Source organism: Pseudalkalibacillus salsuginis (assembly GCF_021646685.1).
Taxonomy (GTDB): Bacteria; Bacillota; Bacilli; order Bacillales; family Fictibacillaceae; genus Pseudalkalibacillus; species Pseudalkalibacillus salsuginis.
This window is the reverse complement of record NZ_JAKJHW010000001.1, coordinates 118576-138305: the sequence shown is the minus strand read 5'-3', so window position 1 is coordinate 138305 and position 19730 is coordinate 118576. Positions and strand designations below refer to the sequence as shown.

Genomic DNA, 19730 nt, shown 5'->3' with positions numbered 1-19730 from the left:
AGTCCTCCTGCGGCGGCGACAGCCTCCTCGCCGGACTTCCAGTGACCGTCGTGGCTGAACAGGGCGATTTCGCTTTTCTTTAGTCCAACGACATTGAAAGGAGCGCTGTTATACCAGTGTTTTCCTGTAAATCATTGATTGTCTCGTTGTTAAGGGGTTCGTCAAATGTCAGAACCATTGCAGCACCCCCGCTTACTTCTTTCCGTCCGACCTGCATCGTTGCAATATTCATCCCATGTCTTCCGAGTACTTCCCCGACTTTGCCGATCACTCCAGGCTTGTCATTATGGGTGATGAAGATGAGATGGCCTTTCGGAGTGAAATCGATATCAAAGCCATTCAGATTGACGACTCTGCCCCCAAGCCCAGGAAGCAATGTCCCCTGGATGGATACCATCTGGTTCTCGCCTTTCACTTTCACATCAACCAGACTAGAGTAGCCGAAAGTTTCCGAGGCCATTGTTTCACCGTATGTGATCCCCCGTTGTTTGGCAATCAGGTTGGCATTGACGATATTGACAGGTTGATCGACCCTGGAATTGAGGAAACCTGACAATAAGCTCCTCGTTACCGGAAGTGTCTCATGATCAGTGAGTTCTCCTGAATAGGTCAATTGAATTTCCTTAATCGGTGTTTTTATACAGTGTGACAAAAACGTCCCTAATCGATTTGCCAGTTCTATGAATGGATAAATGAAGTCATGTACATCACGTGAAATGGCAGGATAATTCAATGCATTTCGTGCTGGCCGTCCTTCGAGTACATTACATACATCCTCACTTACCTGTTGCGCAACATTGAATTGCGCTTCAGCCGTAGATGCGGCAATATGAGGGGTTGCAATTACATTCGGATGTAGAAGGAGTGATTCATTGGCACATGGCTCTTCTGAAAACACATCCAGTGCAGCTCCGGCAATATGTCCTTCTTCCAACGCCTCGACAAGAGCTTTCTCATCAATGATTCCACCGCGTGCACAATTAAGTATATAAGCCCCTCTTCTCATTGTTTTGATTGAGTCTTTGTTAATCAGATTCTTCGTATCATCATTCAATGGGGTATGGACTGTAACGATATCTGCTGATTGCAGTAACTGATCCAGAGAAACAAGTTCTACCTGCAGCTTTTTCGCTCGTTCTTTTGTGAGGAATGGGTCGAATACATGGATATCCATCCCGAAAGATAGAGCTCTCTTAGCAATTTCAGAACCGATTTTACCCATGCCGATGATACCAAGGGTCTTCCCGTTTATTTCATGTCCCGTAAAAGCAGAACGCTTCCACTCCAGGTTGCGTAAAGACCGGTTTGCTTGTGGGATATGACGCATCAAAGAAAGCATCATGGCAAAGGTATGTTCAGCAGTGGAGATCGTGTTCCCATTTGGGGCGTTTACGACGACAATTCCTTGTTCGGTTGCAGCATCCAAATCAATGTTGTCAATACCAACACCAGCACGGGCGATAATTTTAAGATTCGGCATTTCATCGATGAGTTCCCGTGTAATCTTGGTGCCACTACGTACTAGAATTGCGTCGATCTCCTTTTTGGAGGGTACTTCATGAATGTTTTTTTCAATAAGATTCATTCCAGCAGTATTCACAAGCGGTTCTAAGCCCGCTCTGCTTATTGGATCACTTATAACGATTTGAAACAAACTCTTCACCTCATCCTTCTATTATTAATTTCTGATTCTCCTACTGTTTACAAGGTATGTCAACTGAAAATTTGCACGATTGTGAAGTCTTTGAAAAACGATATGGCGTAGGTTGCGCATACATGAAATTTCAGGAAATTCAATGGACTCCTACGGGGATGACAGCCTCCTCGTCAGTTTTCCAGTGACCTTCGTGACTAAACGGGTCGCTTCCACTTTTCTTTTAGGAGTGGATTTTGCCTATATAACAAAGCCTTAGATAAAAAAGACCCACGGATATTATCGCAGGTCTTAAAATCTAAACATTTATTTTTGTTCCTGATAGCGTTTTAAACATTCTTCTACTAATTGAGCAGCTTTTTCAGGGCCTTCCCAGGAACCGATCTCTGTCTTCTTTCCTTGTAGGTCTTTATAGCGTTCGAAGAAATGAGAGATTTCTTTAAGTGTATGCTCTGGAACGTCTTCAAGCGTTTGTACATGATCAAAACGTGGGTCTTCAACTGGAACTGCTAAAAGCTTTGCATCCTCTTCTCCGCTGTCGATCATGTTCAGGAATCCGATGACTCGGGATTCGATTACGCAGCCAGGGAAAGTTGGATTTGTCACGAGTACGAGGATATCTAGCGGGTCCCCATCAAGGGCGAGTGTATTTTCAAGATAGCCGTATTCAGCAGGATAGAACATCGGAGAAAAAAGGACACGGTCAAGCTTGAATACACCTTTCTCTTTATCGTATTCGTATTTGTTCTGACTTCCAGTCGGAATTTCAATAAATGCGTCGACTACTTTTGCCATTTTATAGAACCTCCTTAGAATATGTACAACTTACAATACCCTATTATAGCAATTCAAGTTTCATTTGAAAACTGAGAGACACAAAAAGCAGTTGTTTCATCTCTCAAATGGGATCTTCATAGTAATTGACAATGGTTATCATTTGTATTAATATGTAAAAGGATTTAAGAAAGACGCCTTCCGGAAGGAAGACGTCTTTTTGAAAATTTTTTACTCGAATTTGAGTGCATCTCCATCGAAAGGCTCATCCGCGATTTTAATTGAATCAGTCGGGCAACCTTCGAAGGCGTCCTGCATATCTTCATGAAGAATATCTGGGATTTCCACGATTCCCTGATTATCATCTAATGTAACAAATGCGATACCTTCATCATCGTAATCATAGATGTCAGGTGCAGCAGCCCCACAAGCTCCGCAAGCAATACATGTTTCTTTGTCAACAATTGTGTACTTTGGCATATCGAAATTACCCTCCTAGAAATTTATGAATCTGTTCTTTCATTACCCATCTTATTATCATTTCAAAAAACAGTTCATATTCTCCAAATGAATCCATTTTTCTATCCTTGATACTATTGTAAAACTGTTAGATTGAGATTTCAACATTTAAATTTATTGAGAATCCTTATCAAACAAGGCTTTGAAAGTGTTTGACGACTACATAAGCCAATTTTCCCGAATTTGGCCCCAATTTAAACTCCCTTTGATACAATAGGGACAAAGGGACAGGAGGTGAACAGGGCATGAACTATTTGGATGCCATTTTACTGTTGGGTATTTCCCGGATGGACGGTGAGAGGACCACATCAGGGCTGTTTCATTTGTTCAACGGCAAAAAATCATCCCAGACCGTGCAAGATGGCAGGTTGTTTCATTTATCACATTTATTCGGAATATTAAAAGGATACAGATTCAATGATTTTCAGGAAAAGATAAACGAACTTCACCATGACGGCTTGATTGAGTTAAAGGATGGCACCTATCCTCGCTTGTCGGAATCAGGCAGGATAGAGCTCCAGGAACAAATGGAACGACGACCTTTACCGCCATCCTTGGATGGCTGGCGTTATGGAGACTTCAGTACCGTATTCTGGAGACGCTTGACGCTGTTTGTCCAGACACTTTCCTATACCTTGCATGAAGATCACCATTTCCATCCAATACAAAATAATCCTGACACATTGCAATGGGTCAAACACTTCTTTCCGAGAGATAAGCAGAGCCGTATAATGGCATCATCCTTGCTTTTCAATGAACTTATGATCCTGCTCCAAAAGATGGAAGACATAGATGCGGAAAATGTTGTTCTACGATTGACGAGATCGGGTAGAATCGGTCAAACCGCTTTACAAGTGGCTGAAAGATTACAATTGGATCCGATGGAATGCCATATCCGTTTTCAATCAGCTCTTCATTTTATGGTTGAAAAGATACTAGATGGCCAGAAGTCATATCCCGTTCTCTATATTTTCCTAAAAGATATGAAGCAGTCTTATGCTCTTACTGGATCTACCAGAAAAACGTATCAATTAATCAACAAAGGGCTCCAATTAGAAGAAGTGGCCGCCATCCGCAAATTGAAACCTAGTACGATTGAAGACCATCTTGTGGAACTCGCGATCCATGTTCCGGAGATGGATATCGACAGATACATACCTGAATCGGATCAGATACGTATATTAGAAGTTTCAAAAATTTTAGGTACGAAAAGACTGAAAGAAATAAAAAAGGCATTCGGCGAGGATTATGATTACTTTCAAATCCGGTTGACACTTGCTAAACATGAAGTCAGCCATCACATGGAAAAGGAGGGATAGTATTGTCGATCGATCTCATCTTATCTGAAAGATTCGGTTTTCGTTCCTTTCGTCAAGGACAAAGAGAAATAATCGAGGATGTTTTAGACGGAAACGATGTGTTTGCGATGCTTCCGACCGGTTCGGGGAAATCAATCTGTTACCAGTTACCGGCTTATCTATTGGAAGGTATTGTGGTCGTCGTATCACCGCTTATTTCTTTGATGGAAGATCAGGTAGAGCAGTTAAGGCGTCAGGGTGAGAAAAGGGTCTGTACGTTCCATAGCGGGATGCCGTACCATGTGCGGATGAAAATATTACGTGATCTCACACGGTACAAAATCCTCTATGTATCACCAGAAACCCTGCAGACAGATACGCTATCCGGCACTCTCTCAAGAATGAAAGTCGCTCTATTTGTAGTAGATGAAGCACATTGCATATCCCAATGGGGTCATGAATTCAGAACAGATTATCTAAAGCTGGGTGAAGTTTGTAATAGGATTGGCAGGCCGCCGATATTAGCATTGACCGCAACAGCAACTGTAAATGTAAGGAATGACATCATAAAGCTCTTGAATTTGGACAGACCGGAAATGCACATCTATTCTGTTGATCGTCCAAACATCGCCTTCCAAAGTGAAATTGCAGAGACGACTAACGAAAAAATGGATATCCTGATCCGCTATGTACAAACGTTGAAAGGCCCCGGCATCATTTACACTTCAAGTCGTATGGTCACAGAAACGATCACAGAGGCATTAAAGCGGAATGGAGTCGAGAAAACGGCTTATTATCATGGCGGAATGGAAAATGATGATCGGCTATTGACCCAGAAGCAATTCATTTATGATGAGCTGGATGTCATTTGTTGTACGAATGCATTTGGGATGGGGATCAATAAACCGGATATTCGATTCATTATACATTACCATTTTCCTTCGAATATAGAATCATATTTGCAGGAAATTGGACGTGCAGGAAGAGATGGAGAAGAAAGCCTCGCCTTGATGCTTTATCATGAGGATGATGATTTTATTCCAGAACGTCTCATCACTGCAGAATTACCTACAAAAAAAGATATAAATCATTTTAGTGTCATGGTTGATGTGGACAAGCCTGACCGGACGTTATTCGAACAATCCATAACCAGCTTGAATCTCTCCGAAACAGCTGAACGGTTCATGCACTTTCACGTTGAAAAGTTCTTTAGGGAGGAGGAGAGGGATTTTCAAACTTGGAAAAATCAATTAGTGGAATTCATTGAAAAGAGGATTAAAGAAAAGCGGGAACGAATCCGATATATGAAAAAATGGATTCTTTCGGAGGAATGCAAAAGAGAATCGATATTAGGGGCTTTTTCAGAAAAACTGGTCACACGTCCATTGAACTGTTGTCATGTTTGCGGATTATCCCTGGAACCTTACAAATCCTCTAAAGAGAAATCGCCACGACCAGTAATAAAATCATGGGAAGAAGAACTTGCTATCATTTTTCATCAGGTGAACGTTGATGTTTAACCGATTGAATCAGAAAGAACTCATCCAATCATTATCAAAGCGTGAGCTTTACCTTAATTTATACTTGACCCAGGGGATTTTTCTCTTATTGACTGTGATATTATCTTTATTCTTTCAACAAGACTTCGCAGATTGGATCGCACTATTGCAACCAGATTGGCTCAGGATCATCGTCTGGTCGACTCCTGTCATCCTACTTGTTGTATTGGTCGATCTAATTTTATGGAAAAAAGCTCCAAGGCATTTTATCGACGATGGCGGAATCAATGAGAGGATCTTTTCTGATATATCCCTTCCTCATCTAATTCTGGTCGCGGGAATCATCGGAATTTGTGAAGAGCTATTATTCCGGGGTCTCCTACAGACGAATATCGGATATGTTCCAGCTAGCTTGTTATTCGCTCTCATGCATATTCGCTATATTACAAAACCTGTATTATTATTGTTTGCCATACTGTTAAGTTTCTTGTTAGGCGCTATATTCATTATTACAGAAAATCTATTGATCCCCATCCTCATTCATATTGGAATTGATTTTCTTTTAGGATTGATTATCCGGTATAACTTTCTCTCTGTTCGCTCAATAAATGATAAAAGAATCGACGATGGTTATAGAAGGTGAGCAGGGTGAGAGAATGTATTGATAAGGAGGATATCAAGTTGGACCTGCAAGATCAAGCCTCGTCATTACGGGGAAAAGTGAATGATATCGCTGAACCGCCTTTACAAAGTCATGAGGTGGATATTATGAATCTGCCTCCAAGAAGCGTAAAACATTTAAGGTCAAGAGCACAGCAAAAAAAGACGATCAGCCAAGGTAAACTTCATTTATGGATTACACGTGGAATCGTCATTTCTTTTCTATGTATGATTTTCTTTATCGTTTATTATTTATCTTCTGATATGAACATGGATCAAGAAATGAAGAAAGGCACAGTCCGTCTAATCAATATCATCAAATGAAAAACATCAGGTGAACGGATGTATACCGCATTCCCTCCTAGCATAGTTTTGAATAGGAGGGAATCTAAATGAATGGTTTACAGTATTGGAAGTTTAAACAATATCTCATTTCAGAAGTGACGTTGGAAGTGGTCAAAAATTTGATTGAACGAAGAACAAAGGAAAAACGTTTTGAGCAGCTTTTATTGAAGTGGTCTTTATCGTTATTTGTAGTCCTTTTCTTCAGTATTGTATATACTTACTTCTACAAGCTTCCAGCACTGGAACGGATGTTTTTGACGAATCGGGATATAATGAGTGATCTTACAAAGGATAAGCTGTTATTCATTCTCTTGATTGCAGGTGTATTTTGTGTGATCCAGATGATCCATTACAAGAAAAAGCATACCAAGGCTGAAAACGAGTACGAAGAATTAAGGATAGCAACAATAGAACGCGGAGAAGAACTGTGGGAAAAACCAGTTCCATGGAAACATAGACATGAGGTATTCGATTGGCTGAAAAGTGAACATGATATCAACTTATATCACAAGTAATCCTACATGGGACAAGGACAGCCGAAGAATGCGTTTTCGCTTCGGCAAAATACCTGGTCATTTATCTGCACATGATTTTTTGTGATCAGTTGAATTCTGCCAAATGCAACTGTTTCATACTCTTTCATGCAAAACACTTCAACTGGGAGTCCGATCTTCTGGCTGTATTCCAAATCCTGATCTAGTACGAGAGATTTATTCGTAAACTTGGATATGGTCATGATGTGTCCTCTCCTAACTTTTAATTTTTTGAATTTTCTTATACTCAAATTCTTAATTTAATCTTAAAGGAAATTTACATAATTTTCAACCTCATTTGTTTTAATATTCTGATAAAAAAATAAATTTTAAACTATCTAGTAGGAATTACCTAAATGGGTGGCGAAAAGAGTAAGGTATCATCAATTTAGTCTGGGGGGATTAGATGTTTGTTAAAAGTATCATGATACCAAAAATAAAAACGTATGTTGTGCAAAGTACAGATAATCTGAAAGATGTCCTACATAAGTTGGATCAGTATCAGATCGATGGGATGCCTGTTGTCACAGGGAACAACAAATATGCAGGTATCATCACGTTAAACAGGATTTATAAGGCATTCTTTGAATCCGGTACAGAAAAGAAGGAATTCCTCAGTTCAACTGTGGCTGGTGACATCGCGGATTACAAGGATGATTTCATCAATGAAGAAGAAATTTTCGAGAAGATCCTTTTGTCAGTCCAGGATCGTCCACTTATAGCTGTTGTTGATGAATCTGGTGATCTGAAAGGTGTCATTACGCGATATGATACCCTTGAACAGTTCCAAAGTGCTTTCGGTATGAAGCGGAAGGGTGTCCGTATTTCGTTTTCCTCCTCTGAAGCAGAAGGACGGATTGCCAGGCTTGCAGAGATAGCCAAGCAATTTCATGAAAACATCATTTCGCTTGCAACCTTTGATGAAACGGATAAGTTCATAAGAAGAATTGTCATGAAAGTTGAAAAACAGCAGAACATTGATAAATTCATAAGAAAACTTGAAGCATCCGGTTTTCGAGTTCTTGATATAAAGGAAGATTAAAACATGAAATTCCTTCCCTTTTCATACGGTATAGGGGAGGGATTTTTGTGTTTAAACGAATCATCGCATTATTGATCGGTTATTTATCTTTGTTTACTGTCGTGAATGATATCCCTACTACATCGTATGATGAATTTATGCAGTGGGTTTCGAGTTTGGTCTTAAATCCATTTCGTTTTGTCATTTCAGCATTTTTAACACTGATCGGTGTTATAGCATATGGCATCATGATCAAAACGGTCATTACCGATTTCAAACACACAAGGGCCCAATCTTGGGTAGTGGGTATTCTTTATTGTGCAATCGTCCTGGTGAGTATGTTATCTCTCTACCATATGAACCAGTTGCTCATTTTTATATTGTTACCTTGTTCCGTTATTTATGGTATTATTTCGTTATCTCAACGTAATGTGATTGAACGGGGACAGGAAGGTGCAGAATGATTATTATTTTAGCGTTATTGGTGGCTTCAGGATTGATATTACTTGCTTATATGTGGCGTGAAGCACATCAGAACGTCGTGAGGATCCACGAGCTCTATCTAGATGAATTTCCTGAAAGTTTCAATGGCTTAAAGGTTTTTTTTATTTCAGATATCCATACTAGGGAAATCGAGAATAAATTACTGGAACAAATTAACGATTCGATTGACCTCGTCATCATTGGTGGGGATCTAATGGAAAAAGAGGTACCATTCGAGCGTGTGTCAAGAAATTTAGATCAACTTTCAAAGATTGCACCTAATTATTTTGTATGGGGGAATAATGATTATGAGGGGGATTATCGTAAGTTGGATGTACTTCTCAGAGAAAAGGGAGTCATTATTCTTGACAATACTTGTGCACGTTTCGAATCAGGAGGAGAGACTATTACGCTTATAGGCACAGATGATCCAACTATGGAACGGGATCAGTTGGAATTGGCTATTGCTGATGCCAATGAAAAGGAGACAAGCTATAAGATTCTCGCTAGTCACAATCCTTCAATTGTCGGAAAAATCCTCAAGGAACATGAAATCGGATTCGTAATGTGCGGCCATACTCATGGTGGCCAGATTCGTTTATTCAAATGGGGGATTGCAGAAAGAGGCGGCTTTAAAGACCATGGTCAGACTAAGGTATTCATAAGTAATGGTTACGGGTACACAAAGATTCCTTTAAGGCTCTGTGCTCCAGCTGAAACCCATGTACTTACTTTTTATCGGAAAAGTAAATAAGCTGTTTCTAGAATTCAAGGAATTCGTCCAAGCGGCAGATCAAGAACTTTACAGAACTACCTGACCACCAAGAACCTTCTGTATGCACCATCATATAGTGTAGAGAAAGGTGGAGTATTTGCTGTTGAGGAGGACCATATATGCGACTGGAGCGTTTAACATATAATAAAATAAAAGTGTTTTTAACTTTGGATGATCTTGACGATCGCGGCATTTCTAAAGAAGAAATGTGGCAGGACCTGCCTAAGGTCCACGAATTATTCAGGGATATGATGCTGGAAGCAGATGATGAACTAGGGTTTAAAGCAGATGGTCCAATCGCCGTTGAAGTGTTTTCTTTGCCTGCTCAAGGAATGGTGGTCATTGTAACGAAGGGGCAAGCAACTAGTGAGGACGAAGACTATGATGACGAGTACTTGGAACTACAAGTGACAATGGACATAAGTGATGATATCATATATGAGTTTAAAGGCTTCGATGATATAGTTGCACTTGCTTCAAGAGTCTACCAATTAGGGATCACCGGCGGAGAAATTACTTACTATAACGGCCATTATTATATATCGTTCGAAGAAGAAGAATATGAGTTACTTGACGTCGATATGTTCGTAGCACTTTTATCTGAATTCGGAAGTCCTTCTACGATCACCAAATGGCGTGTAAAAGAATATGGAAAATTGATCATGGAAGTAAATGCAATGGAACAAGTCAACAAATACTTTCTAAAAAAATAGTGTATAAAACGTAAGGGCTGGACGATATGAATTGTGCCAAGCCCTTTTTAAAAAGATAAGGAATTGGTTACGGTGTCCACCGCCAAACCACTTTTCTCACTTCGATCCTCCTGCGGCGGCGACAAATTGAAGTACTACTTAAAAAGTTACCCACGCAGAACCGAACTTTGTTTGGTTCGAGCCTCCTCGTCGGTCTTCCAGTGACCTTCGTGGCTGATCAGGGCGTTTTCGCTTTTCTTTATTTCAATAAATAGCTGCTTCAATACACCAGGATTGGAAATAAATAGATGCTGTATCGCTTATTTTTTCTAATTCAGGGTATTGTTAATAAAAAAGCAACAGACTATGAAGAAAGCGGTTTCAAAATATAACAGGAAAACTTGTAGATATTACTTCTCATTACGCTTAGTAGAGTGTATACTATGCATTGAGAAATTGAAATCATACTTTATATTGGTATTATCACGGGAGGTAAACCATGTCTGCCAACAATACTTCAAATAATGAACAAGAAAAAAATGGACAAGACAATGTTTTGGTATCAACACAAACTGTAATTAATGATGCATTAGATAAGCTGGGTTACCCAGAGGAGGTATACGAGCTTCTTAAAGAACCTATCCGCCTGATGACTGTAAGGATTCCAGTCAGAATGGATGACGGTTCTATAAAAATATTCACGGGCTATCGTGCCCAACACAATGATGCAGTTGGACCGACAAAGGGTGGAGTCCGATTCCATCCGCATGTTACCGAAACAGAAGTAAAAGCTCTTTCCATCTGGATGAGCCTGAAAGCAGGAATTGTAGACTTGCCTTATGGTGGAGGGAAAGGCGGAATCATATGTGATCCGCGCGATATGTCTTTCCGCGAATTGGAACGCTTGAGTCGCGGTTATGTACGTGCAATAAGTCAGATCGTTGGACCGACGAAGGATATTCCAGCACCTGACGTATTTACGAACTCACAGATCATGGCCTGGATGATGGATGAATACAGCCGCATCCGTGAATTTGACTCTCCAGGGTTCATAACAGGGAAACCATTGGTGCTCGGTGGGTCACACGGACGTGAATCAGCTACAGCTAAAGGGGTTACAATCTGTATCCGTGAAGCCGCTAAGAAAAAAGGAATCAACATTGAAGGCGCGAGAGTGGTCATCCAAGGGTTTGGTAATGCTGGGAGTTTCTTAGCGAAGTTCATGTATGATGCAGGTGCAAAAGTCATCGGTATTTCAGATGCTTATGGCGGATTGCATGATCCTGACGGATTAGATATTGATTATTTGCTGGACCGTCGTGATAGTTTTGGTACAGTGACAAAATTATTTAAAGATACGATCACAAACCAGGAACTCCTTGAATTGGATTGCGACATTCTCGTTCCTGCAGCAATTGAAAACCAAATAACCAAGCACAACGCTCACAACATCAAAGCCTCGATTGTCGTAGAAGCGGCGAATGGCCCCACAACGATTGAAGCTACCAATATACTTACTGAGCGTGATATTCTTCTTGTACCGGATGTACTTGCGAGTGCAGGCGGCGTCACAGTCTCCTATTTTGAATGGGTCCAAAACAACCAAGGATATTATTGGACTGAAGAAGAAGTGGAAGAAAAGCTTGAGCTAGTCATGGTCAAAGCCTTCAATAATATATTGACGACTGCAACGAACCGAAAAGTGAACATGAGACTGGCGGCCTATATGATCGGTGTCCGTAAAATGGCAGAAGCATCCCGTTTCCGTGGATGGATCTAATGCAATTCAGTTGAAACAAACGATAATATCCCCTATCATCAAAAGGTATGATAAGGGGATTTTTGTTTGTACATGATTTGAAAATTGATTTTTCAAGAGAAATCTTTTAAGTGAAATTTGTGGCACACCCGCGGAAAGGGAAGGAATTTCGCAAATAACAACAAAGAGTTAAGTCGTTTTGCTTAACAGCTTGAGGATGAAGAAATAATATAGAGTGAAGTTGTCATTAGGAGTGAAAGAAACCATGCAAGCTGACGCGATCATAGTCGGCGGTGGTCCCTGCGGCCTTTCTGCAGCGATTGCATTAGAGGAGATCGGCCTGAAACCAATCGTCATTGAAAAAGGGAATATTGTCAATTCGATCTATCGTTATCCTACTCACCAGCAGTTTTTCAGCTCGAGCGAAAAGCTGGAAATCGGAAACGTACCATTTGTCATCGAACAACGGAAACCTAAACGGAACCAGGCATTATCTTATTATCGGGAAGTCGTGAAAAGGAAAAAGCTCACGGTCCATGCATTTGAAGAAGTCATGAGTGTAGATAAACGGGAAGATGGATTATTTATCGTACGTTCTAAGAAACAGAATACAGATGAGCAGACTTATGAGACGCCTTTTGTCATCATTGCGACAGGATATTATGATCATCCGAATTACATGGGTGTTGCCGGTGAAGATCTTGATAAAGTATTTCATTACTTTAAAGAGGCACATCCATTTTTTGATCGTGATGTTGCTGTCATTGGCGGGAAAAATTCAGCTGTTGACGCTGCCCTTGAACTGGAAAAGGTTGGAGCTCGGGTAACTGTCTTGTATAGAGGTTCTGAGTATTCCGGTAGTATTAAACCGTGGATTCTTCCTGAATTCGAATCGTTGGTCAGGAACGGAAAAGTGAAGATGGAGTTCAATGCCAGGGTCATCGAAATTAAAGAAAAGTCCCTTGTATATGAGAACAATGGCAGGTTGAAAGAGATTCAGAATGATTTTGTCTTTGCCATGACAGGCTATCATCCTGATCATACGTTCTTGTCTAAAATGGGAGTGGGGATTGAGAAGGAAACCGGTAGACCGCTGTTCAATCCTGAAACGATGGAAACAAACGTAAACGGCATTTTCATTTCAGGTGTAATTGCTGCAGGCAATAATGCAAATGAGATTTTCATTGAAAATGGTCGATTCCACGGGGGGTTGATTGCAAAAGAGTTATTGAATAGGATCAAAAATAGGGACTGACCTGGAATGATCTAGTCCCTTTCTTGATGTCCAGCTCCAACGCCCAGCCACTTGGATCACTTCAGGCCTCCTGTGGCGGCGACAGCCTCCTCGTCGGTTTTCCAGTGACCTTCATGGCTGATCAGGGCGTTTTCGCTTTTCTTGATGTCCAGCTCCAACGCCCAGCCACTTGGATCACTTCAGACCTCCTGTGGCGGCGACAGCCTCCTCGTCGGTCTTCCAGTGACCTTCGTGGCTGATCAGGGCGTTTTCGCTTTTCGATCAATTCGATGAAAATGCTTCCCTCAATTGTTCCATATTATAGTTCATTTCTAATGTCACCAACAGTTTCAAGCGAGCTTTGGGGCCATTCAATCCGTTCGTCAATATCACACCGCGCTCTTTCAGCTTACGTCCCCCACCATCATAACTATAGATGTCTTGGACGATTCCATTGAAACAGCGGGATACCATCACAATTGGAATCTGATTATCAATGAAATGACCAATCTCCTCCATCAGGTCAGGGGGGAGATTCCCTTGTCCCAGTGCTTCGATGACCAGCCCATCAATTTCCGTGGTACGAACAGCCTGCAACAGCTCCTTTTGCATGCCCGCATAAGCCTTCAACAAGACGACATTCATTGAAACACTTGATGTGTCATAATGCTCACGGTGAACGAGGTTATGATGGAACAATACACCTCGTTTCGTAATGATGCCGATCGGACCTGATTGAGGACTCTGGAACGTTGCAATATTGCTCGTATGGGTTTTCGTCGCATACTTAGCAGCATGGATCTCATCATTGAATACAACCAATACCCCTTTACCTTTCGCATCATCACTCGCAGCCGCCCTTACCGATGTGATGAGATTATGGGGGCCATCTGAACCTAACTCATTACTGGACCGCATAGCACCTGTCATAATGATTGGAGTCTCGCCATCATGAAGCAGATCAAGGAGATAGGCTGTTTCTTCCAATGTATCCGTTCCGTGTGTGACCACGACACCGTCGAAGTTTTTTTGTTCGATTTTCATGTGTATATAGTTCGACAGCTTGATCATCTGCTCTGGCGTGATATGTGGAGACGGAAGATTTAAGAAATCATCCATCGTAACCTTTGCAATTTGGGAAAGGAGTGCATAGGTTTCGTGAAGGGGATTGACATCTCCAGGGATGACTTTCCCGGTTTCTTTATCCTCACTCATTGCGATCGTCCCGCCCGTATGAATTACAAGAATTTCTTTCATAAATCTCAACCTCGTTCCTAAATTTTTTGTTAAACACATTCGATTCTTGTAACCATCCGTCTAAGCATAGAGTTAACAGCGATTGTTCCAAGAACTATATTTAATATAACAAAATCATGGCTACTCGTGATACCATAGAAAAAAATGGATTGGAAACGGGACGATGTAAATGTTTACAATCATATCTGCAGGGATCGCCCCAGGTGTCGCCTTGCTATCATTTTTCTATTTGAAAGAAAAATATAAACCTGAGCCGATCCTGATGGTATTGCGAACATTCGTCATTGGTGTCCTTCTCGTTTTCCCAGTGATGGTCCTGCAGTTTGGCATTTATGAAGAAATGCAAGTAGCAGGTTGGATGGATGCATTTTTCGTTTCAGGTTTCTTGGAGGAATTTTTCAAATGGTTCCTTCTTTACTTTGCGGCATATCAACATATCGATTTCAATGATCCTTATGATGGTATTATTTATGGTGTCTCGATTTCCTTAGGGTTTGCCACCGCTGAAAATGTATTGTATTTGTTGACGAATGGAATAGAAACAGCAATGCTCAGAGCGTTATTGCCCGTTCCGAGCCATGCGTTATTCGGTGTGATCATGGGGTATTATCTTTCAAGGGGGAAATCATCGGAAAACGCATATTCCAAAAGGTTATTCTTAATATCTTCATTATTAGTCCCCATATTCTTTCATGGGTTTTATGACTATATCCTGTTATCTCTAGTGCAAAAATGGATGGTTTTCATGTTGCCTTTCATGATTTTCCTATGGTGGTTAGGTTTGAGGAAAATAAAGTATGCACAGGGTGTTTCACAAGAAAAATATGAACAACAAAATCATAGAGCAATAAATTAAACTTATGCCAGGTAAGCCTGTTCATCCACTTGATGATCAGGTTTTTTCTATTTGTCTTTCTCTTTGTATAAAATCACTTCAATGACAGAAACTACGAACATTGAAAAAGTTATACAGGATGCAACAGGAGGCTGTAATGATGAAAAGTGGAAATTTGTTCGTAAAAGTATGCTTATCATTGATACTATTGGTCATTCCGTTGTTAAGCGCTGTGCATGTCGAAAACACAGACGCGTTCACTGCTCAAGTGATCCAGCATGGTGCAACGGGTGAAGACGTAATCGAGCTCCAATCGAGATTGCAATATTTAGGGTTTTATAATGGGAAGATTGATGGGGTATTTGGTTGGGGTACATACTGGGCACTTCGAAACTTCCAGTATGAGTTCGGGTTGAAGGTGGATGGACTTGCCGGTGCCACGACAAAGTTGAAACTCGCCAATGCATCACAGTATCATGAAGGATTTGTAAAAAGGAATATCCAAAAAGGGAAGAAGTTCACACATTACGGTGGTACACCTTTAGAAAAACAAACACAGAAAGGGAAAGCCCCTGCTAAAAAACCAACAGGTCAAGACGGGAAAGCACAACCTAAACAGCCGAAACAAGGGAAAAACGTACCGAGCGGTTATTCAGAGAATGATATTCAGCTGATGGCGAATGCAGTCTATGGTGAGGCCCGTGGTGAACCGTATGTAGGACAGGTGGCTGTAGCTGCTGTTATTCTCAACCGTATTGAAAGCACTTCCTTTCCGAATACGATATCAGGCGTCATATTTGAACCTCGTGCATTTACCGCTGTAGCAGATGGCCAAATTTGGCTGACACCGAATGAGCAGGCCAAAAAAGCAGTTCTTGACGCAATCAATGGGTGGGATCCTTCAAATGGATGTATCTACTATTTCAACCCTGATACGGCAACATCCGGCTGGATATGGACGCGTTCACAAGTTACCCAAATCGGAAAGCATATCTTTGCGAAATAACGGAGGTGAAGAGACATGATCAGAACGATTCTTATAACTATACTGGCAATTGCCGTAATTGGTACTGGGTATTGGGGATATAAGGAACATCAAGAAAAGAACGCCATTCTTATAAACGCTGAAAATAACTACCAAAGAGCATTCCATGATTTGAATTTCCATATAGATGCTTTGGAGGAAAAAATCGGGACGACGCTGGCAATGAATTCCCGTCAGCAGATTTCTCCTTCGCTTGCAGAAGTATGGCGATTGACCTCCGAAGCACATAATGATGTCGGTCAATTACCGTTAGCACTGTTGCCATTCAACAAAACAGAAGAATTCCTTACGAAAATCGGTGAGTTCAGCTACCGGATCGCAATAAGGGATTTGGAGAAGGACCCACTTTCAAAAGATGAATATGCTACACTTGGACAACTGCACAAAAACGCAACCGAAATCAAGAACGAGCTGCGGAATGTGCAAGCTACTGTCATGAAGGAAAACCTAAGATGGATGGACGTCGAATTGGCACTTGCCACAGAAAATGACCCAATGGACAACACAGTCATCAATGGTCTCAAAACTGTCGACAAATCTGTCGAAGGTTACTCAGAAGTGAACTGGGGACCAGAAATGACGAAGATCAGCGAATTTGAAGATAATAAATATAAAGCTTTAAGCGGTAAGGAAATTACGAAACAAGAGGCTAAGAACCTAGCTATCAAGTTCCTCAAACTGAACAAGAACTCTAAAGTGATTGTAGAGGAAAATGGAAAAGGATCTCCTTATGAGGCCTACCGTATTTCGGTCAATGAACCAAAAAGCGATTCCAATATTTATTTGGAAATGACCAAAAAAGGCGGTCATCCAACCTGGATACTAGAAGATCGAAATGTTGAAGATGCTAAGATCAGCTTATATCAGGGAAGGGAAAAAGCGGAAGAGTTCTTGAAAAAGCATGCGATGGATAAGATGGAAATGTCCACAAGTGACCAATATGAAAACATTGGAATCTACACGTATGTGAAAAAGCAGGATGATGTACGAATCTATCCACAGACAGTTACGATCAAAGTTGCCCTTGATAACGGTGATATCATTGGCTATGAAGGGATGAACTATCTGATCGGTGAAAAAGATCGGCAAATCACTACTCCGGCTATTTCCCAAAAAGAAGCACAAGGGAAGCTGAATCCTAAGCTTAAAATCATGGAAACACACCAGGGAATCATCAGGAATGACCTTGGCGAAGAGGTTCAATGCTATGAGTTCCTAGCTACAATGGGTAATGAGACGTTCCGAATCTTCATCAACGCGAGCACAGGCATGGAAGAAAAGGTGAAAAAACTGGATGATCCTAATACACCGGTCAACAGTATGTAGGCAAAAAAACTTACCATTCGCGATATAAGTTCAGACGAAAGTCCGAGATGTAGCTGAGCTTATACTATTTTTCTGATCAGCTACTCCGGTCTTGCTGCCAAAATTGCTTATCTATAAGTAAACAAGAACGAGGAAAAGCAAATTTTGCTTTTCCTTTTCTTGTTAAAATGAGATAATCGACCTAAAGAATAAAAAGGTGAGGGGGGATATAACATGATTAAAATCGGTGATACCCTTTTTCTTGAAATCCGGAAACCTGGGCAGGAACCGCAAAAATTCCACTGTAAAATTGAGGATATCAGGGAGGATCATCTACTTGTAACTTATCCATCCAACACTCATACAAACAAATCGGAATTTTTCATGGTAGGAACAAAATTTTATGCCCATTTTACCACAAAAGATAAAATCACATACACGTTTCATACTGAGATGACCAATCGAAAAAAAGAACAAATACCGTTGCTCATCTTATCTTTTCCTGGGGAAACCAATTTGGAGAAGATCCAGAGACGGGAGTTCGTCCGAGTTGAAACGGCAATAGATGTGTCGATCCATCCGACAGAGTTCCAATTTCAGCCTTTCACTACCATTACTTCTGATGTGAGTGCAGGCGGATGTGCAGTCATTATGCCAGAGCGTCATCAATTGAAAGCCGGAATGGAAGTGGATTGCTGGATGGTGTTACCCTTAAAAGAACACCATAAATACATAAACCAGAAAGCAAAGGTCATCCGTATCATTAAAGGGGAAAATGGAAAAAGGGATAAAGCGCCTCTTCAGTTCCTCAGTATATCTGAGCAAGATAAACGAAATATGTTGCGTTTTTGTTTCGAAGAGCAATTAATGTTGAAGAAAAAAGGGTTATTATAACCAGGGAATCCATTCTTTCGTATAAGAGAAGCCTTATTTTGGAAACGATAGAGATAAGAACATACTGAGGATGCGATTAACCGATGAAGTTGATTGAACGTATAGTGATCAAGTTGATCATTTGTCAGATGATTTTTCTTATTGTTGCTCAATATCTTATATTCAATTGGGACTTTGGCACTTATTTCAATCGTTTATATGAATATGAAGGAATCACAAATGGAAGCAATGGAGAGACCGTTGAAACGATAGACCGCTCAAATTTCCTATGGTATGATGAAAGGGTTGAAAATTGACCTAAAGGGATATCGGAATTTTGAGGTATACTTGTCACCATCGAACTTGGCACCAGGAGCCTTATGGTTTCCTCAAAAGGGCCAAGTTTCTCTGTGAAATGGGCAGAAAAATGCCGATCTGTCTCGAATCATTTTAAAATTAGATTTGTCAAAGGTAGCAGGAGGAACTATGAGTAACTTGATGAGAATTGCCATTGATGGACCTGCAGGGGCAGGAAAAAGCACAGTCGCCAAAAAAGTGGCAGACATATTATCGTTTGTTTATATCGATACAGGTGCGATGTACCGTTCTATAACATTGAAAGCACTTCGCAATGATATTGACATCAGTGATGAGAGTGCACTGGAAGAAATCCTGAAGACGACAACGATCGATCTTCAAAAAAAATCGGATAAACAGTTCGTCGTCTTAGACGGAGAAGATGTGACGGAAGAAATCAGAACTTCAGAGGTTACGAAAAATGTCTCCGAAGTTTCAAAGCACCCGGCAGTCCGTATAGAAATGGTAAAACGCCAGCAAGAATTAAGCCGGGAACATTCTGTCGTCATGGATGGCCGTGATATAGGAACACATGTAATCCCTGATGCCCAAGTGAAAATCTTCCTGATTGCTTCAGTTGAGGAAAGAGCGAAGAGAAGGCATGACGAGAATGTGTCCAAAGGTATTCCTTCGGATCTTGAACAGATTAAACGCGAGATCGAACACAGGGATGAATTAGACTCTAAGCGTGAAGCTTCACCATTGATGAAAGCGGAAGATGCGGTTGAACTGGATACGACAACGATGTCGATTGATGACGTCGTAGAAGCGATCCTTCAGATCGTGCACGAAAACGAAAGGGTTTGATGACG

General features: G+C 40.9%; 22 protein-coding genes. 17 read left to right on the top strand and 5 right to left on the bottom strand.

Going from position 1 to position 19730, the window contains the following annotated elements; translation table 11 throughout:
* Positions 1 to 79 precede the first annotated feature (79 nt).
* From serA to L1611_RS00715, 3 genes are all read right to left on the bottom strand, one after another.
* Positions 80 to 1654: a phosphoglycerate dehydrogenase gene (gene serA, locus L1611_RS00725; RefSeq protein WP_265738321.1), complete on the bottom strand. Its 1575-nt coding sequence runs from the start codon at positions 1652 to 1654 to the stop codon at positions 80 to 82.
* A gap of 306 nt (positions 1655 to 1960) precedes the next feature.
* Positions 1961 to 2449, bottom strand: a complete 489-nt coding sequence (locus L1611_RS00720) for an inorganic diphosphatase (protein WP_236311026.1) — start codon at positions 2447 to 2449, stop codon at positions 1961 to 1963.
* Between the two features lie 210 nt (positions 2450 to 2659).
* On the bottom strand, positions 2660 to 2908 hold the full coding sequence (locus tag L1611_RS00715; protein ID WP_225063847.1) for a ferredoxin: 249 nt from the start codon (positions 2906 to 2908) through the stop codon (positions 2660 to 2662).
* A gap of 284 nt (positions 2909 to 3192) precedes the next feature.
* Here L1611_RS00715 and L1611_RS00710 point away from each other — a divergent pair, with 284 nt between their 5' ends.
* The 5 genes from L1611_RS00710 to L1611_RS00690 all read left to right on the top strand — a co-directional run bounded on the left by L1611_RS00710 (position 3193) and on the right by L1611_RS00690 (position 7264).
* On the top strand, positions 3193 to 4266 hold the full coding sequence (locus tag L1611_RS00710) for a YpbB family protein (protein ID WP_236311024.1): 1074 nt from the start codon (positions 3193 to 3195) through the stop codon (positions 4264 to 4266).
* A gap of 2 nt (positions 4267 to 4268) precedes the next feature.
* Positions 4269 to 5765: a RecQ family ATP-dependent DNA helicase gene (locus L1611_RS00705; protein WP_236311023.1), complete on the top strand. Its 1497-nt coding sequence runs from the start codon at positions 4269 to 4271 to the stop codon at positions 5763 to 5765.
* Positions 5758 to 6387 (top strand): CPBP family intramembrane glutamic endopeptidase, encoded by a 630-nt coding sequence (locus L1611_RS00700; protein ID WP_236311021.1) that lies wholly within the window; start codon positions 5758 to 5760, stop codon positions 6385 to 6387. Before L1611_RS00705 ends, L1611_RS00700 begins: the two co-directional genes overlap by 8 nt.
* A 38-nt stretch (positions 6388 to 6425) precedes the next feature.
* Complete coding sequence (locus L1611_RS00695; protein WP_236311019.1) at positions 6426 to 6728, top strand: hypothetical protein; 303 nt, start codon at positions 6426 to 6428, stop codon at positions 6726 to 6728.
* 68 nt (positions 6729 to 6796) lie between these two features.
* Complete coding sequence (locus tag L1611_RS00690; protein ID WP_236311017.1) at positions 6797 to 7264, top strand: DUF2663 family protein; 468 nt, start codon at positions 6797 to 6799, stop codon at positions 7262 to 7264.
* A 2-nt stretch (positions 7265 to 7266) separates the two neighbouring features.
* On the opposite strand, the gene L1611_RS00685 is transcribed toward L1611_RS00690, so the two are convergent.
* Positions 7267 to 7485 (bottom strand): hypothetical protein, encoded by a 219-nt coding sequence (locus tag L1611_RS00685; protein WP_236311015.1) that lies wholly within the window; start codon positions 7483 to 7485, stop codon positions 7267 to 7269.
* A 203-nt stretch (positions 7486 to 7688) separates the two neighbouring features.
* On the opposite strand from L1611_RS00685, the gene L1611_RS00680 reads away from it, so the two are divergent.
* The 6 genes from L1611_RS00680 (at position 7689) to L1611_RS00655 (ending at position 13267) form a co-directional block, all read left to right on the top strand.
* Positions 7689 to 8324 carry a CBS domain-containing protein gene (locus L1611_RS00680; protein ID WP_236311013.1) on the top strand — a complete coding sequence of 212 codons (636 nt, stop codon included), beginning with the start codon at positions 7689 to 7691 and terminating at the stop codon, positions 8322 to 8324.
* A 47-nt stretch (positions 8325 to 8371) separates the two neighbouring features.
* Positions 8372 to 8767, top strand: coding sequence for a hypothetical protein (locus L1611_RS00675; RefSeq protein ID WP_236311011.1), 396 nt, complete (start codon positions 8372 to 8374; stop codon positions 8765 to 8767).
* On the top strand, positions 8764 to 9540 hold the full coding sequence (locus L1611_RS00670; RefSeq protein ID WP_236311009.1) for a metallophosphoesterase: 777 nt from the start codon (positions 8764 to 8766) through the stop codon (positions 9538 to 9540). The genes L1611_RS00675 and L1611_RS00670 overlap by 4 nt, the downstream gene beginning before the upstream one ends.
* A gap of 140 nt (positions 9541 to 9680) precedes the next feature.
* Positions 9681 to 10274 carry a genetic competence negative regulator gene (locus L1611_RS00665; protein ID WP_236311007.1) on the top strand — a complete coding sequence of 198 codons (594 nt, stop codon included), beginning with the start codon at positions 9681 to 9683 and terminating at the stop codon, positions 10272 to 10274.
* Positions 10275 to 10752: 478 nt separating this feature from the next.
* Positions 10753 to 12033 carry a Glu/Leu/Phe/Val family dehydrogenase gene (locus L1611_RS00660; RefSeq protein ID WP_236311005.1) on the top strand — a complete coding sequence of 427 codons (1281 nt, stop codon included), beginning with the start codon at positions 10753 to 10755 and terminating at the stop codon, positions 12031 to 12033.
* A gap of 244 nt (positions 12034 to 12277) precedes the next feature.
* Positions 12278 to 13267, top strand: a complete 990-nt coding sequence (locus L1611_RS00655; protein WP_236311003.1) for a YpdA family putative bacillithiol disulfide reductase — start codon at positions 12278 to 12280, stop codon at positions 13265 to 13267.
* Positions 13268 to 13528: 261 nt separating this feature from the next.
* Here the strand turns inward: L1611_RS00655 and L1611_RS00650 are convergent, their stop codons facing one another.
* Positions 13529 to 14503, bottom strand: a complete 975-nt coding sequence (locus L1611_RS00650) for an asparaginase (RefSeq protein ID WP_236311000.1) — start codon at positions 14501 to 14503, stop codon at positions 13529 to 13531.
* 169 nt (positions 14504 to 14672) lie between these two features.
* Between L1611_RS00650 and prsW the strand changes: the two genes are divergently transcribed.
* From prsW to cmk, 6 genes are all read left to right on the top strand, one after another.
* Positions 14673 to 15359: a glutamic-type intramembrane protease PrsW gene (gene prsW / locus L1611_RS00645; protein ID WP_236310998.1), complete on the top strand. Its 687-nt coding sequence runs from the start codon at positions 14673 to 14675 to the stop codon at positions 15357 to 15359.
* A gap of 139 nt (positions 15360 to 15498) precedes the next feature.
* Positions 15499 to 16344, top strand: a complete 846-nt coding sequence (gene sleB / locus L1611_RS00640) for a spore cortex-lytic enzyme (protein ID WP_236310995.1) — start codon at positions 15499 to 15501, stop codon at positions 16342 to 16344.
* Between the two features lie 15 nt (positions 16345 to 16359).
* A complete protein-coding gene (ypeB, locus tag L1611_RS00635) occupies positions 16360 to 17709 on the top strand; it encodes a germination protein YpeB (RefSeq protein WP_236310993.1) in 1350 nt (449 codons plus the stop codon).
* Positions 17710 to 17922: 213 nt separating this feature from the next.
* Positions 17923 to 18582 carry a flagellar brake protein gene (locus L1611_RS00630; RefSeq protein WP_236310990.1) on the top strand — a complete coding sequence of 220 codons (660 nt, stop codon included), beginning with the start codon at positions 17923 to 17925 and terminating at the stop codon, positions 18580 to 18582.
* An 83-nt stretch (positions 18583 to 18665) separates the two neighbouring features.
* Entirely contained in the window at positions 18666 to 18878 is a 213-nt protein-coding gene (locus L1611_RS00625) for a DUF5359 family protein (protein ID WP_236310987.1), read from the top strand.
* Between the two features lie 169 nt (positions 18879 to 19047).
* Positions 19048 to 19725 (top strand): (d)CMP kinase, encoded by a 678-nt coding sequence (gene cmk / locus L1611_RS00620; protein ID WP_236310985.1) that lies wholly within the window; start codon positions 19048 to 19050, stop codon positions 19723 to 19725.
* Positions 19726 to 19730 lie beyond the last annotated feature (5 nt).

Excerpts from the sequence above, each read along its gene's own strand:
- sleB (WP_236310995.1), top strand. The coding sequence starts at position 15,499 with ATGAAAAGTGGAAATTTGTTCGTAAAAGTATGCTTATCATTGATACTA.
- L1611_RS00625 (WP_236310987.1), top strand. The coding sequence starts at position 18,666 with ATGAAGTTGATTGAACGTATAGTGATCAAGTTGATCATTTGTCAGATG.
- cmk (WP_236310985.1), top strand. The coding sequence starts at position 19,048 with ATGAGTAACTTGATGAGAATTGCCATTGATGGACCTGCAGGGGCAGGA.
- L1611_RS00630 (WP_236310990.1), top strand. The coding sequence starts at position 17,923 with ATGATTAAAATCGGTGATACCCTTTTTCTTGAAATCCGGAAACCTGGG.
- prsW (WP_236310998.1), top strand. The coding sequence starts at position 14,673 with ATGTTTACAATCATATCTGCAGGGATCGCCCCAGGTGTCGCCTTGCTA.
- L1611_RS00680 (WP_236311013.1), top strand. The coding sequence starts at position 7,689 with ATGTTTGTTAAAAGTATCATGATACCAAAAATAAAAACGTATGTTGTG.
- L1611_RS00700 (WP_236311021.1), top strand. The coding sequence starts at position 5,758 with ATGTTTAACCGATTGAATCAGAAAGAACTCATCCAATCATTATCAAAG.
- L1611_RS00715 (WP_225063847.1), bottom strand. The coding sequence starts at position 2,908 with ATGCCAAAGTACACAATTGTTGACAAAGAAACATGTATTGCTTGCGGA.
- L1611_RS00710 (WP_236311024.1), top strand. The coding sequence starts at position 3,193 with ATGAACTATTTGGATGCCATTTTACTGTTGGGTATTTCCCGGATGGAC.
- L1611_RS00720 (WP_236311026.1), bottom strand. The coding sequence starts at position 2,449 with ATGGCAAAAGTAGTCGACGCATTTATTGAAATTCCGACTGGAAGTCAG.
- L1611_RS00665 (WP_236311007.1), top strand. The coding sequence starts at position 9,681 with ATGCGACTGGAGCGTTTAACATATAATAAAATAAAAGTGTTTTTAACT.
- L1611_RS00670 (WP_236311009.1), top strand. The coding sequence starts at position 8,764 with ATGATTATTATTTTAGCGTTATTGGTGGCTTCAGGATTGATATTACTT.
- L1611_RS00690 (WP_236311017.1), top strand. The coding sequence starts at position 6,797 with ATGAATGGTTTACAGTATTGGAAGTTTAAACAATATCTCATTTCAGAA.
- ypeB (WP_236310993.1), top strand. The coding sequence starts at position 16,360 with ATGATCAGAACGATTCTTATAACTATACTGGCAATTGCCGTAATTGGT.
- L1611_RS00660 (WP_236311005.1), top strand. The coding sequence starts at position 10,753 with ATGTCTGCCAACAATACTTCAAATAATGAACAAGAAAAAAATGGACAA.
- L1611_RS00650 (WP_236311000.1), bottom strand. The coding sequence starts at position 14,503 with ATGAAAGAAATTCTTGTAATTCATACGGGCGGGACGATCGCAATGAGT.
- L1611_RS00685 (WP_236311015.1), bottom strand. The coding sequence starts at position 7,485 with ATGACCATATCCAAGTTTACGAATAAATCTCTCGTACTAGATCAGGAT.
- L1611_RS00655 (WP_236311003.1), top strand. The coding sequence starts at position 12,278 with ATGCAAGCTGACGCGATCATAGTCGGCGGTGGTCCCTGCGGCCTTTCT.